This is a genomic window from Kitasatospora sp. NPDC032757 (assembly GCF_055579305.1).
This window is the reverse complement of the sequence record NZ_JBVINN010000062.1, coordinates 1-12,463: the sequence shown is the minus strand read 5'-3', so window position 1 is coordinate 12,463 and position 12,463 is coordinate 1. Positions and strand designations below refer to the sequence as shown.

Sequence of the window (12,463 nt, the reverse complement as noted above, 5' to 3'; positions counted from 1 at the left end):
GGGGACGGTGGGAATCGACGAGCACGCGGGCGTCGGGCGGGCCGGGGGTGAGGATCAGCCGAAGTCGGGGATCGGGTGGTCCGGGGCGAGGGCGGCCGCGATCCGCTGGGCGATCGTGTGGGCGCTGTGGCCACCCGGGGCCTCGGGGCCGTCGGTGGTCGAGACGGCGATGGCCAGGTGCTCGCACGGGAGGTAGTCCTGGGAGGCGGAGTAACCGAAGAACAACGGGTGCTGGGAGACCCAGTCGTTCAGGACGAGCAGGCCCATTCCGTAGTGGGTGGCCTCGGTCTGCGCGATGCAGACCGTCTCCGGGCATCTGTCGGTCGGGTGGCCCAGGCCCACCGTCCCCGGGTTCAGCAGCTCCCGGTAGGCGGCCGGGGAGAGCAGCTCGCCCGAGCCGATGCCGACGGCCGAGCGGGCCAGGTCGCAGATGTCGGTGGTCTGCACAGCGCCGGGGGCGGTGGTCCACGAGGGGTTCCAGAAGGTGGACTCCTCGTACCTCCCGCGGTCCGCGGTGAAGGCGTGCAGGACGGGCGTGGGGATGTCGGGCGTGAAGCTGTTGCGGGTCTCGCTCAGTCCGAGCGGCCCCATGACCGTCTGCTGGAGCAGGACGTCCAGCGGGGTCCCGGTGATCTTTGCCAGGGCGGCACCGAGCAGGACGAAGTTGGCATGCGAGTAGCTCCAGTTGGTTCCGGGCTCGTACCACAGCTGCTCGCCGGTGGAGATGGCCACCAGCTCCTCCGCCGTCCACTGGCGGAACGGGTCCGCGTAGACGGCGTCGGAGAACCCCGGGGTGGTGACGTAGTCGACGAGACCGGAGGTGGAGGCGGCGAGCATGCGCAGGGTGATCCGGTCGCCCTCGCCGTGCGGGAGGTCGGGCAGCCAACGCGACACGGGGTCGTCGAGGCCGACTCTGCCCTCGTCGACCAGCCGCAGCAGTGCCGTGCCCATGTAGCTGATCGCCACGTTGCCGTTCCGGAAGTGCATCGCGGGGTCGGCCGGGACCCCCGTCATCGACTCGCCGAGCGCGGTAGTGACGACCTCGCGACCATCGACGGTGACCCGCAGGATGACGGACTTGAGGTCCAGCTCCGCCTTCGCCTGCTCGGCGATCTGCAGGATGTCGCGTGCGGGGCCGCTGTCCGGGAGCCGGGAACTGACGCAGTGCCGGCGGTGGTCGCCGTCGCCCGCCGCACCGCCGGCGGTCGTGACCGGAGTGCCGAGGGCGATCAGCGCGGTGACCGAGGCGAGGCGCAGCAGGGAAATCGGTCGGGTGGGTCTCATGTCCGCACTATCGGACCGGAGGCGCCCGGTCGGCGGCCCAGCGTCAACCGACCCGCGCGAAGATCCCCCATTGGGCCTCGTACGGCCGGGGACGCGGCGATCACCGACCTCTGGCATCCGGCTTGCTCCGTGCCGCCGGGTGCGACTGCCCCTGTCAGCGGACGGCGACCAGGACGCTGTCGTCGCCGCACTGCCAGACGGTGGTGGCACTGGCGAAACCGGCTTCGTGGAGAAGGCGGATCTGTTCGGCGGTCGTCAGCTCGTGGGGCTCGGTGAAGGTGCGGTGCGCGATCGGCGAAAGCGAGCGGGCCCGGGCGAGGGGGGCGAGTTCCGGGGCGGACAGCACGGTCTTCCACCAGCCCGCCCAGTCCTCGTCGCCATGACGCCCGGTCCGGTGGGCACGCCTCGCGCGGAGGTGACGGGCGAGTCCCAGGAGATCGGGGGCGGCGCTGGGAGCACGGTTGTCGGCGTCCACCAGGATCCCTCCGGGGCGCAGGCGGCCGGCCAGTGTGCGGTAGAGCGCGCCGAGTTCGGCGGGGGTCAGCCAGTGGAGGGCGGTGGAGGACACCGCCGCGTCCCAGGATGAGGGCGGGCCGGCCTCGTCGGCCCACCCTCGGGTGGTGAGGTCACGGGCGAGGAGGCGGGCGGTGGTGCCGGTGACGGCCTCCTCGGCGAGGCCGAGGAGGAGGGGGTCGGCGTCCACGCCGACGACATCGGCGTGCGGGAAGGCGTGGGCGAGGCGGGCGGTGAGTGATCCCGTTCCGCAGCCCAGGTCCACCAGGCGGGGCCGGGGCACCTCGGTGCGTTCGAGCAACCAGCCGACGGTGTCGACGACCACCTGGAAGCGTTCGTCGCGGTCGGGGCTGTAGCGCTCCTGCTGCTGGTCCCATCGCTGGAGCCAGGTACGGGCGGTCTCGCCGAGCATGGTCGCCTCTTCCGGTCGGGGGCCCTGCCGGTTCCGGCGGTGCACTTCACCACTTCAACCGCAACTGCAACCGGACCCGCGTCTCATGGTCCCGCCTTGCCCGCCGGGCAGATCGCTCGACAGCGCCCGACCAAGACCAAGGGTCGCAGACGGGAACGGTCTTGAGTAGTACGGGCACGGCGGTCACCGGAGGCAGGCGCCGAACGCGGGCCCCGGACGCCGGCACCGGAGGCAGGCGCCGAACGCAGGCACCGAACGCCCCCGGTGACACCCGCCCGCCGGACTACGACGCCTGCCCACCCACCGATTCGAAGGCGAGCACCGTCCAGTGCACACCCGGGCGGTCGTGCAGATCGGCGCGTTCGGTGCGGAGCAGCAGGTCCAGCCCGCGGGCCCGGGCGAGCGCGACCGTCTCGTCGGCCGGGACGTCGAACATCCGGCGGCCGGCCGGGACGGGGCCGTGGCGCTGCGAGAGGAGGACCCGGCCGCCGGGGGCGAGCAGCCGGGCGAGGGCGTCCATCGCCAACGGTCGTTCGTCCTCGGCCAGATGCATCCAGACGGCGCAGAGCAGGATCAGGTCGAAGCGCTCGCCCGCCCTGCCGAGCACGGCGGCGGCGGGCAGCGCGTCGTCCACCCAGCGGATGGCGCTGCCGGCATGGATGCGCCGGCCGGCCCGGCGCAGCTCCGCCGTCGGCTCGGCGGCGACGACGCGGTGACCGCGCGCGGCCAGGGCGGCGGCGTCCCGGCCGGTGCCGGCGCCGATGTCGAGGATGTCGGACGGCCGCTCGGGGAACAGGTGCAGCACCTCGCGGTGGACTTCCTCGAACGTCACTTCCTCGTACTGCACGGCGAGTTGCTCCGCCGCCTCGCCGTAACCCGCGTTGCTCGCCAGCCGGTCCACGTATCCCCCTCGTCCGTCGCGTGCGCCGCGGTCAGGCCAGGTCGGCCGCCACGGTCAGGACGATCTTGCCCCGGTTGGCGCGACTTTCCAACTGCCGGTGGGCGTCGGCCGCCTCCTCCAGGCGGAACACGGACTCCACCGGCACCCGGTACGCCCCGGTGGCGACGCGGGCGGCGATCTCCCGCAGGTCGGGGCGGGGGTCGTAGCCGTGGTCCAGCAGGTTGGTGATCTGGAAGCCGTGGATGGACACGTTCTTCGGGTAGAAGTGCCGGGTGTCGATGGTGCTGGGCTCCAGGGCGACGTTGGCCAGCGCGACCACCCGTCCGGCCTGGCCGGCCTGGCGCAGGCTCCGGCCGAACACCCGCCCGCCGACGGTGTCCAGGACGACGTGGGCGCCGCGCCCGCCGGTCAGCCGGAGCACCTCGTCGACGGCGGCGTCCTCCGGGTGGGCGGAGGTGTCGACGGTTGCGTCGGCACCGAAGCCGGCCGCCCACTCGGCCTTGGCCGCGGAGCCGGCGACGGCGATGACGCGCGCGCCCGCCTCGGCGGCGATCTGCACCGCCGCGCTGCCGACCCCGCTGGCCGCCGCCTGCACGACCACCGTCTCCCCGGCGGCAACCCGGGCCAGCCGGTGCAGGCAGTACCAGGCGGTGAGCCAGGCGGAGGGCAGCGCGGCGGCTGCGAGCAGGCCGACGCCCTCGGGCAGGGGCGTCACCCGGGCGGCCGGGACGACCGCGAGTTCGGCGTAGAAGCCGGAGCCGGCGGCGGCATCCATCGCCAGGACGGGCTGCCCGGTGTCCAGGCCGGTCACCCCCTCCCCCAGGGCGGCGACGGTGCCGGCCGCCTCGACACCAAGGATCAGCGGCGGCCGTCCGGCACGGTGGTAGACGCCCGAACGGACCAGCGCGTCGGCCCGGTTGACGCCCGCCGCGGCCACCCGCACCAGCACCTCTCCGGGACCGGGCACCGGATCCGGGAGATCCGCCGGAAGCAGGACCTCGGGGCCGCCGAACTGCTCGATCCGTACTGCGCGCATGGTTGCGTACCCGCTCTCGTCAGTGACACCTGATGAACAGGTGTCACCTTGCGACACTGGATGAAGTGGTGTCAAGAGTGGTTCCGGGCGTAGGCTCTCCCCCATGCCGCGCAGCGCCCACGCCACCGACCCGCAGCTCGCCTTCCCGTTCCTCGGCGGCCGCCCCTGTCTGAACTTCGTCGCCACGCTCGGCCGGCGCCACGCCACCCCCGTCGAGCGCCTGCCCGACCCCGACGCGCTGACCCGCTGGCTCACCGAGGCGGCGCTGCGCCCCGACGACGCGACCGCCGAGGCCACCGATCGCGACCTGACGGACGCGCGCCGGCTGCGCGAGGCCCTGTACCGGTTGCTGCGCGCCGCGATGGCGGGCATCCCCCCGGCCGCGGGCGACCTCACCGAGGCCAACGCGGCCGCCGCCGCCCCCGACCTCGCCCCCCAACTCGCCCCGGCGGACGGCGGACTCCGGCTTCACTGGCACACCGGGGCCCCCGCGGACGGCGTCCGGGCCGCCCTCGCCGCGGTGGCGCGCGACGCCGTGCTGCTGGCGGGCGGCCCGCTTCTCGGCCGGGTCAAGGAGTGCGAGAACCCGGACTGCTCGCTGCTCTTCCTGGACGACTCCCAGGCCCGCCGGCGCCGCTGGTGTTCGATGGAGCGCTGCGGCAACCTCGCCAAGATCGCCGGCTACCGCGCCCGCACCCGGCCCTGAGGCCCGGCCGGCGCCCCGGGATCAGGCCACCGCCCCGGGGCCAGGCCGTAGGCCCGTGACCAGGCCGTCGCCCGTCCGGGTCCGGACGGCCCGACGGCCGGAAGGCCCGACGGCCGTCAGGCCTCGCCGGGGTGCCAGGCGGGCCATTCCCAGGGGCGGTCGGCCCAGTGGACGCGGACGGGGTCGCGCGGGTCGAGATCGGGGAAGAGCTGGTGGACCCTCGGCTCGAACTCCTCCGGGGCCAGCGGCTCCCAGCCGTGGCCCTCGAAGTGGACCAGGCGGTAGCGGCTGTCGGTGCGGAACTCGGCGACCTCGACCACGGGCTTCGACGTGCTGTTGGTTTCCATGCCCCAAGCATGTGGCGGACCGGGGACCTCCGCACCCGGGGTACGGCAGGCAGCGTACCGGCGGGGCGGACGGCCGGGAGGCGGGCGCCAGAGAACCCTCTTCCGGGTCATGTCCCGGCGTCCGCGCGCTCGTTGAGCACGGCGAGCGGGTCGCCGGTGGTCGGCGACGGCCGGCAGGAGGACTCGGGGCATGAGCGGGCAACCAGCAGGCGGGCAGGCGACGGGCAGGCAACCGGCAGGCGGGCAGTGGCAGTGGCCGGCGCAGCGGTGGGAGCCACCGCCGGTACCGCCGCCACCGGCCGCTGCGGCCTCCGCTCCGTCCTCCGGCCCGTCCTCCGGTCCGGGCACATCCGCTCCGGGCGCCGCTCCTGCTGCCCCGGGCTCAGTTGCGCAGGCCGTGCCCGCTCCGGTGCGGAAGCCGCGCTGGGTGTGGGCGGCGACGGCGGCCGGGATCGTCACCGCGATGGCCTCCGTCCTGGTGATGTGCGGGCCCGGGTCGGGTGACGAGACCACGGGGGTGGTGGCATTCCCCTCGGTCTCGCCTTCCCCGTCGACGTCCTCCTCGACGTCCTCCTCGACGTCCTCCTCGACGTCCTCCTCGACGGAGGCGTCCGCCGCACCGGCCCTGCCCCTGGAGCCCTCGTTCCCCCTGTCGCCCGACCTGCTGCCGGCCTCGGACGCGCCGCCCACCGGCACGCCCGCCTCCTCACCGGAAGCGAACCCCACCCCCGCGCCGCAGACGGGCGGCGAGGACGAGCCCGCCGGGGCGGACCACGCCGCCCCCGGCACCGCCCGGCCCAGGCCGAGCCGGGCACCGCGCCCGGCGCCGTCCCGCCCGCCGGCCACCGCTGCGGCGCCGGCCCCGCCCGCGGCGGTGCCGGCGCCCGCTCCGGGCAGGGCCCCGAGCGTGCCGACGGCCGTCGGCCCCGGGTCCGTCTGCGACCAGGCCGAGCGGTTCGGCGGCTGGCCCGCCGGCTCGGCACAGGCCCGGCTCTGCCACGGCATCTACGGCTGAGGCCCCGGCACCGGCTCCCGGCTCACCACGCCCCCAGCAGTTCCCTGTCCAGCCGGGGCGCCAGCACCCGCGCCAGGGTGTCGGTGATGTGCCCGGTGTCCCGGTAGAGCACCACGCCCTCAAGGACCGCCGGGCAGTCCGGGCCGGTGCCCGGGCAGAGCAGCGGGCCGAGGTCGAGGACGCGGACGCCGTAGCGGCCGGCGAGGCCGCCGTCGGTCAGCGGGTCGCGTTCGAAGGCCGACTCACGGGGGAAGAAGCAGGAGTCCGAGCGGCCGTCGGAGGCGGCCAGGCAGGTGGGGATGTCCTTGCCGGGCATCGGCGTGTCCGCGAGGTAGGCGAGCGGGGCGCCGACGGCGGAGAGCCGGTCGAGGGTGCGGGTCCATCCCTCGGTGCGCTCGTCCTGGCTGCCGTAGCGGTTGAGGCCGGCCATCAGGATCAGGCGCGGCCTGGGGCCGGTGGCGAGGCGGGTCAGGGTGTTCTCGCGCCAGCGGTCGCACTCGTCGAAGGTACGGCCGAGGACGTTGTTGCGCACGGTCAGGGTGGCCAGCGGGCAGCCCGGTTTGACCAGCACCTCCAGCGCCCACTTCCGCTGCTCGGCCAGCGCCAGCGCGCTCGAGATCCACTGGCCGGCGTGGGAGTCGCCGACCAGCACGATCCGGTCGGGGCTGGACTCGGTGCCGAACAGGCAGCGCGGACTGGCGTCGGCGCCGAGCGGGATCTCGCAGCCCCGGCCGGGCGGGAAGTCCTCACGGGCCCGGGCGAGCGAGGGCGTCAGGGTGAGCACCCGGGTGCCGGGGGCGAGCAGGGCGGGGCCGTCGACCGCGCCGGCCGGGACCACCACGGGCAGGTCGGCGCCGCCGAGGGCCCGGACGGTGCCGCCACCGAGGGTCAGTCCGGCGATCAGCGGGATGACCAGGGCGCTGGCACCGACCGCGAGGCCCCGCCGGGGCGCCGGGCTGCTGCCGTACCGGAGCGGCTGCTCGACCAGCCGCAGGGTGAGCCAGGCCGGCAGGGCGCTGGCGGCGGCGAGCGCGGCCAGGGTGGTCCACGGCAGGGTGCCGTAGCGGGCCTGGGCGATGGTCAGCACCGGCCAGTGCCAGAGGTACCAGGCGTACGAGAGGCGGCCGGCGGCGCGCAGCGGGCGGGTGGCGAGGAGCCGGCCGGCGTCGGCCGGGCCGAGGGCGCGGTGTGCCGGTCCGGCGAGCAGGACGGCCGCCGTGCCGAGGACGGGCAGCAGGGCGGCGCTTCCGGGGAAGGGCGTGTTGCGGTCGTAGGTGAGGACCGCGAGGGCGACGGCCGCCGTGCCGCCCCAGCCGAGCAGGCGCAGCGCCCAGCCGGCGGGCCGGGCGGCCCGGCCCGCACGTGGCAGCCGGCCGGCCAGGGCCGTTCCGAGCAGGGCGGCGCCGGCGCCGGCGGCGAACTCCCAGAGCCGGCTCGCGGTGGAGAAGTAGCCGAGCGGTGCGGAGCCGGCCGTCCAGCGGATGCAGAGCGCCAGCGAGACGCCGCCGATCGCGGTGGTCGCGAGCGCGATCGCGGCGGTGCGGCGGCGGGCCGCGAGGTGGCGGGCGAGACCGAGCAGCAGAACGCCCCAGAGCAGGTAGAACTGGTTCTCCACGCCCAGCGACCAGAAGTGCTGGAGCGGGCTCGGGTCGCGTTCGGCGGCGAGGTAGTCGGTCTGCCGGCCGACGAACCGCCAGTTGGCGAACTGGCCGGCGGCGGCGATCAGGTCACGGGCGAGGTCGGTGCCGCGCAGCGGGTCGAGCAAGGCGCCGCCGGCGAGCGCGGTGGCGACCAGGACGACGGCGGCGGCGGGCAGGATGCGGCGGGCCCGGCGGGCGGCGAAGTCCCGGAGGCCGATCGGGCGGCCCAGCAGCAGGCCGGTGATCAGGAATCCGGAGATGACGAAGAAGATGTCGACGCCGACGTAGCCGCCGGTGAAGGCGGGGACGGCGGCGTGGAAGGCCAGGACGGCGAGCACGGCGACGCCGCGCAGGCCCTCGATGTCGGGCCGGAAGGCGGCCCGCCCGCGGGGATCCCCGGCGCTCGGCCCGTCCGGCTGCGGCGCCGACTCGGCAGCGGCGGCGGTGATGGGGCGGTGGACGAGTTCGACCAGGGCGTCGGGCGGCCCCGGTTCGGGTGCGGGATCGGTGCGGACGGCGCTCGGCGGTTCGACGGGCGGGCGTCCGGCGCTCGGTGGTACGGCCGTGGGCACGGCGGTGCTCCTTGCAGTGACTGGCAGCGGTGTTCGGGGACCGCCGGCCGATGGGGCGGCCGGGCGGTGGGTCCGCGCCGGTGGGGCGACGCGCAAGGGGTGCGGAAGAGAGATGAATTGACGAAGCGTCAGAAAATGAGCGGGTCGGCCCAGCCGGAGGCCAGCAGGCCGCAGAGCAGCAGCACGGCGGTGAGGGCGACGGCTTCGGCCCGGCCGAAGCCCAGGTCGGAGACGCGCCGGGCGGGCGGGGCGACTTCGGCGACGGCGGCACCGTTGCCGCCGCGCAGCAGGGGCCGGAGGGCCCGGAGGAGCGGGATCGTGGTGTAGGCGGTGAGTCCGAGCAGCGCGGCGAGTGCCCAGTAGGGCTGCCAGCCGTACAGGGCGACGGCCCGGGCGAGGCCGGCGACACCGGCGAGGACGACGAGGCCGAGCCAGCCGACGCCGATCCGGGCGACGGTGCGGGCCAGCGAACTTCCGCCGGAGACGGCGCCGGTGGGCACCCAGTCGGCGCTGCGGCGACGCAGCGCGTGGGCGATGGCGACCACGTGGCAGAGCCCGCCCAGGAGTTGGACCCGGGTGACCTCGAAGCGCCAGCGCGTGCGCGACATCGCGGGCAGCAGGACGAGCGCGACCCAGATCGGTGGCAGGAAGGGCAGGACCTGCCAGGGCCGGATCTCGTCGGGGCGGAAGAACAGCATGATCAGCGCGGGCAGCGGAACGGCGAAGACGTTCACCGCACTGGTGAGGTAGCCGAGGATGCCGTTCCAGAAGCAGAGCCGGGCCGAGCGGGAGAGCGGGCCGCTGCGGAAGCCAGGGTCGCCGACCAGGGCGAGCGAGCCGAGGCACCAGCGGTACTGCTGGCTGATGAAGGCGGGCAGGCCGGTGGGCGACATGCCCTTGGCGACCAGCGCGGGCACGTACCGGGTGGTCCAGCCGGCGCGGGCGAGCGAGAGGCCGGTGTAGAGGTCCTCACTGTGGTCGATCTCGGCGAAGCCGCCGACCCGCTTCAGTGCGGCGCGCCGGTAGAGCGCGTTGGTGCCGCAGCAGACGGTGCCGTCCTGAGCGTCCCGGGAGGGCTGGATCCACCGGTAGAAGATCTCCTGGGTGGCTCCGGCGGCCCGCTCCAGCCAGGACATGCCGGGATCGGTGTCGAAGCACTGCGGGCTCTGGACGATGCCGACCTCGGGATTGTCGAGGTAGGGCACCAGGTAGTGCAGGAAGTCCGGGCGCGGGCAGAAGTCGGCGTCAAGGACGGCGACGATCTCGCCGGCGCTCTCGGCCAGGCCGTGGTTGAGGTTGCCGGCCTTCTTGAACCGGCCCCGGTCGGGCCGGGCCCGGTACTGGAAGCCGTGGGCCTCCGCGAGTTCGCGCACCTCGGGGCGGTCGGCGTCGTCGAGGACGAGGACGGTCAGCTCGCCGGGCCAGCGGACGGCCGCGGTGTGCCGGTACGCGTTGGCGAGGACGTCGAGCGGTTCGCCGGCGGTGGGCAGCAGCAGGTCGACGCCGGGGTACCGGGCCGGCCGCCAGGCCCGCAGCAGCAGGTCGTGCGAGTCTCGGGTGTAGCGGCGGGCGCGCTGGCCGTCGGCGAGGGAGAGCAGCCAGGTGGCGGCGTTGAGCACGGTCAGGACCAGGAACGGCCAGAGCAGTGGCCGACTGAGTGCGAAGAGACCGAGCGTGGCGGTGGCGCCGGCGTAGGAGAGGGTGGCGCAGAGCAGCACCCAGCGGCGCTGGGGGCCGAAGTACCAGTAGAGCTCCTCGTCGTCGGGCGGATTGGGCAGACGCTGCGCACCGCCCGCGGACGGGCTTCCGGCAGCGGCGGGGCCGCGCACGACGGCACCGGTAGAGACAGCTGGGGCGGAGGCGGGAAGGGCGACGGCGGCAGCCGGACGGGTGGCGTCGATCGCGGGACGAGCCGCCTCGATCGCCGGACGGGTGGCGCCGGTGGCGGGCGGAGCGGTGTCGGTTGCGGGCATGGCGGTGCCATGGAGTGCGGGCATGCGGAAATGGCCCCCCTGGGCAGGACGGAACGTGACCGTTCGTCCGCCAGCCTCTCACATTGGCCTAGACCAATCATGAACGAGGTGTGACATCTCCACGTTGCCGCAGGTCAGCATTGACGAATCCTCAAACCTACCGTCGAGTAAGCTTCTTCATCAGCTTCTCGAACCGCAGGTCGGGGCGGAGCGGGATGCCGAAACGCTCGTCGCCGTACGGGAACGGGGAGTGGACCCCGGTGCGGGAGAAGCCCCGGCGCTCGTACCAGGCGATCAGGTCGGCGCGCTGCTCGATCACCGTCATCTCCAGCTCGACGGCGCCCCACTCCTCCGCCGCGAACCGCTCGGCCTCCGCCAGCACCGCCCGGCCGACGCCGCCGCCCTGGCGGCCCGGGCGGACCGAGAACATCCCGAAGTAGGCGTGCTCACCCCGGCGCTCCAGCTGGCAGCAGGCGAGCAGCTCGCCGGCGTGCTCGGCGATCAGGACCACGCCGTCGGCGTGGGTGACGGCGGCGGTGACGTTCTCGACGTCCGTGCGCTGCCCGCCCAGCAGGTCCGCCTCGGTGGTCCAGCCGGCCCGGCTGGTCTCGCCGCGATAGGCGGACTCGATCAGCTCGACCAGGGCGGGCACGTCGGCGACGCTGGCAGCGCGGAAGGCGAGGCCGCCCGGCTCGGGCTGGGCGGCGTCTCGGGTGGTGTCGGGCACGGGGGTCCTCTTCTCTCCAGCGGGCGGCGGGCTCCGGCGGCCGGCTCCCGGCATCGTGCCACAGCCGCCCAGGGGCCCGGCACGGGCCGGAACCGGAGCCCGCGGCCAGCCGACCGCGGGGCGGGACCTTCCGGGCCAACCTGCCGGTAACCACACAGATGTGACGGTGGTTCAGGATGTGACCCGGGATACCTGGTCAGGCTGGCGGGTACATGGCTAGTCTGCTCCCGGCCGGGCCACACCGGCTGTACCGCCATCCACGGGTCACCAGCACCGGACCAGAGGAGTGTTCATGTTCAGCACTTCCCGCTCCGCCAGCCCCACCGGTACCACCGGGACACCGAAGTCCCGCAGACTCCCCGTCGTCGCCGCGCTCGCCGCCGCGGCCGCACTCGTCACGGGCGCCGCCGCGCCCGCGTACGCGGCCGAGCCGGCCCCCTCCGAGGTTGCCGAGCAGGCCGCACGGCACCTCCCGCCCATCCACCCCGACCTCGACTTCGCCGGCTCCACCGTCGCGGCCCACGAGGGCAGAGCAAGCACCGCGGGCATCTTCGCCCTCGCCGCCACCCAGACCCCCGGGCTGGACGTCGCCAGCTACCAGGGCAACGTCAACTGGTCCTCGGTGAAGGCCAACGGCGCCCGCTTCGCCTACGTCAAGGCCACCGAGGGCACCACCTACACCAACCCGTACTTCGCCCAGCAGTACAACGGCTCCTACAACGCCGGTCTGATCCGCGGCGCCTACCACTTCGCCCTCCCGGACCGCTCCTCCGGCACCGCCCAGGCCAACTGGTTCGTCGACCACGGCGGCGGCTGGTCCCGCGACGGAAAGACCCTCCCGCCCGCCCTCGACATCGAGTACAACCCCTACGGCGCCACCTGCTTCGGCCTCAGCCAGAGCGCGATGGTCAGCTGGATCCGGTCCTTCAGCAACACCGTCCACACCCGCACCGGCCGCTACCCCACCATCTACACCACCACCAACTGGTGGAGCCAGTGCACGGGCAACAACGGCGGCTTCGGCACCACCAACCCGCTCTGGATAGCCCGCTACGCCTCCGGCGTCGGCACCCTCCCCAACGGCTGGGGCTACCAGACCTTCTGGCAGTACGCCGACTCCGGCACCTTCCCCGGCGACCAGAACCTCTTCAACGGCGCCTACGACCGCCTCCAGGCCCTCGCCAACGGCTGACCGCGATCCGGAGTGGGCTCCCGCACGCGTGCGGGAGCCCACCCCCCCCGCCGGATCCAAAAAACCCACCCACCCCACGGCCCCCAATCCCAGGGCAAACCCAACGTAGGGGCCTACCCCCCCCTTTCTGGGGGGGACGCCACCC

The 12,463-nt window shown here is 74.6% G+C and carries 11 protein-coding genes; 3 read left to right on the top strand and 8 right to left on the bottom strand.

All coding sequences use genetic code 11. The features are described from left to right. Positions 1-54 precede the first annotated feature (54 nt). The 4 genes from ACZ5WK_RS37925 to ACZ5WK_RS37910 all read right to left on the bottom strand — a co-directional run bounded on the left by ACZ5WK_RS37925 (position 55) and on the right by ACZ5WK_RS37910 (position 4,146). The gene (locus tag ACZ5WK_RS37925; protein WP_465554733.1) at positions 55-1,284 is read right to left on the bottom strand and encodes a serine hydrolase domain-containing protein; all 1,230 of its coding nucleotides are present in this window, start codon (positions 1,282-1,284) and stop codon (positions 55-57) included. A 154-nt stretch (positions 1,285-1,438) separates the two neighbouring features. Further along, positions 1,439-2,209: a class I SAM-dependent methyltransferase gene (locus ACZ5WK_RS37920; protein WP_465554731.1), complete on the bottom strand. Its 771-nt coding sequence runs from the start codon at positions 2,207-2,209 to the stop codon at positions 1,439-1,441. Between the two features lie 283 nt (positions 2,210-2,492). Continuing rightward, positions 2,493-3,110, bottom strand: a complete 618-nt coding sequence (locus tag ACZ5WK_RS37915) for a class I SAM-dependent methyltransferase (RefSeq protein ID WP_465554729.1) — start codon at positions 3,108-3,110, stop codon at positions 2,493-2,495. Between the two features lie 31 nt (positions 3,111-3,141). After that, the gene (locus ACZ5WK_RS37910; protein WP_465554727.1) at positions 3,142-4,146 is read right to left on the bottom strand and encodes a quinone oxidoreductase family protein; all 1,005 of its coding nucleotides are present in this window, start codon (positions 4,144-4,146) and stop codon (positions 3,142-3,144) included. Between the two features lie 103 nt (positions 4,147-4,249). Between ACZ5WK_RS37910 and ACZ5WK_RS37905 the strand changes: the two genes are divergently transcribed. Next, entirely contained in the window at positions 4,250-4,852 is a 603-nt protein-coding gene (locus ACZ5WK_RS37905; RefSeq protein WP_465554725.1) for a CGNR zinc finger domain-containing protein, read from the top strand. A 116-nt stretch (positions 4,853-4,968) separates the two neighbouring features. Here ACZ5WK_RS37905 and ACZ5WK_RS37900 read toward each other — a convergent pair whose 3' ends face one another. Continuing rightward, the gene (locus tag ACZ5WK_RS37900; RefSeq protein WP_465554723.1) at positions 4,969-5,199 is read right to left on the bottom strand and encodes a hypothetical protein; all 231 of its coding nucleotides are present in this window, start codon (positions 5,197-5,199) and stop codon (positions 4,969-4,971) included. A 397-nt stretch (positions 5,200-5,596) separates the two neighbouring features. Between ACZ5WK_RS37900 and ACZ5WK_RS37895 the strand changes: the two genes are divergently transcribed. Beyond that, the gene (locus ACZ5WK_RS37895; RefSeq protein ID WP_465554721.1) at positions 5,597-6,214 is read left to right on the top strand and encodes a hypothetical protein; all 618 of its coding nucleotides are present in this window, start codon (positions 5,597-5,599) and stop codon (positions 6,212-6,214) included. A gap of 22 nt (positions 6,215-6,236) precedes the next feature. Here ACZ5WK_RS37895 and ACZ5WK_RS37890 read toward each other — a convergent pair whose 3' ends face one another. From ACZ5WK_RS37890 to ACZ5WK_RS37880, 3 genes are all read right to left on the bottom strand, one after another. Further along, entirely contained in the window at positions 6,237-8,426 is a 2,190-nt protein-coding gene (locus ACZ5WK_RS37890; protein WP_465554719.1) for an acyltransferase family protein, read from the bottom strand. A gap of 128 nt (positions 8,427-8,554) precedes the next feature. Continuing rightward, entirely contained in the window at positions 8,555-10,423 is a 1,869-nt protein-coding gene (locus ACZ5WK_RS37885) for a glycosyltransferase family 2 protein (protein WP_465554717.1), read from the bottom strand. 133 nt (positions 10,424-10,556) lie between these two features. Beyond that, a complete protein-coding gene (locus tag ACZ5WK_RS37880) occupies positions 10,557-11,126 on the bottom strand; it encodes a GNAT family N-acetyltransferase (RefSeq protein WP_465554715.1) in 570 nt (189 codons plus the stop codon). Between the two features lie 292 nt (positions 11,127-11,418). Here ACZ5WK_RS37880 and ACZ5WK_RS37875 point away from each other — a divergent pair, with 292 nt between their 5' ends. Beyond that, positions 11,419-12,318 carry a lysozyme gene (locus ACZ5WK_RS37875; protein WP_465554713.1) on the top strand — a complete coding sequence of 300 codons (900 nt, stop codon included), beginning with the start codon at positions 11,419-11,421 and terminating at the stop codon, positions 12,316-12,318. Positions 12,319-12,463: the final 145 nt, after the last annotated feature.

What these genes read in the sequence shown, in the direction of transcription:
- ACZ5WK_RS37910 (WP_465554727.1), bottom strand. Translation starts at nt 4,146, where the DNA reads ATGCGCGCAGTACGGATCGAGCAGTTCGGCGGCCCCGAGGTCCTGCTT.
- ACZ5WK_RS37885 (WP_465554717.1), bottom strand. Translation starts at nt 10,423, where the DNA reads ATGCCCGCACTCCATGGCACCGCCATGCCCGCAACCGACACCGCTCCG.
- ACZ5WK_RS37900 (WP_465554723.1), bottom strand. Translation starts at nt 5,199, where the DNA reads ATGGAAACCAACAGCACGTCGAAGCCCGTGGTCGAGGTCGCCGAGTTC.
- ACZ5WK_RS37905 (WP_465554725.1), top strand. Translation starts at nt 4,250, where the DNA reads ATGCCGCGCAGCGCCCACGCCACCGACCCGCAGCTCGCCTTCCCGTTC.
- ACZ5WK_RS37925 (WP_465554733.1), bottom strand. Translation starts at nt 1,284, where the DNA reads ATGAGACCCACCCGACCGATTTCCCTGCTGCGCCTCGCCTCGGTCACC.
- ACZ5WK_RS37875 (WP_465554713.1), top strand. Translation starts at nt 11,419, where the DNA reads ATGTTCAGCACTTCCCGCTCCGCCAGCCCCACCGGTACCACCGGGACA.
- ACZ5WK_RS37920 (WP_465554731.1), bottom strand. Translation starts at nt 2,209, where the DNA reads ATGCTCGGCGAGACCGCCCGTACCTGGCTCCAGCGATGGGACCAGCAG.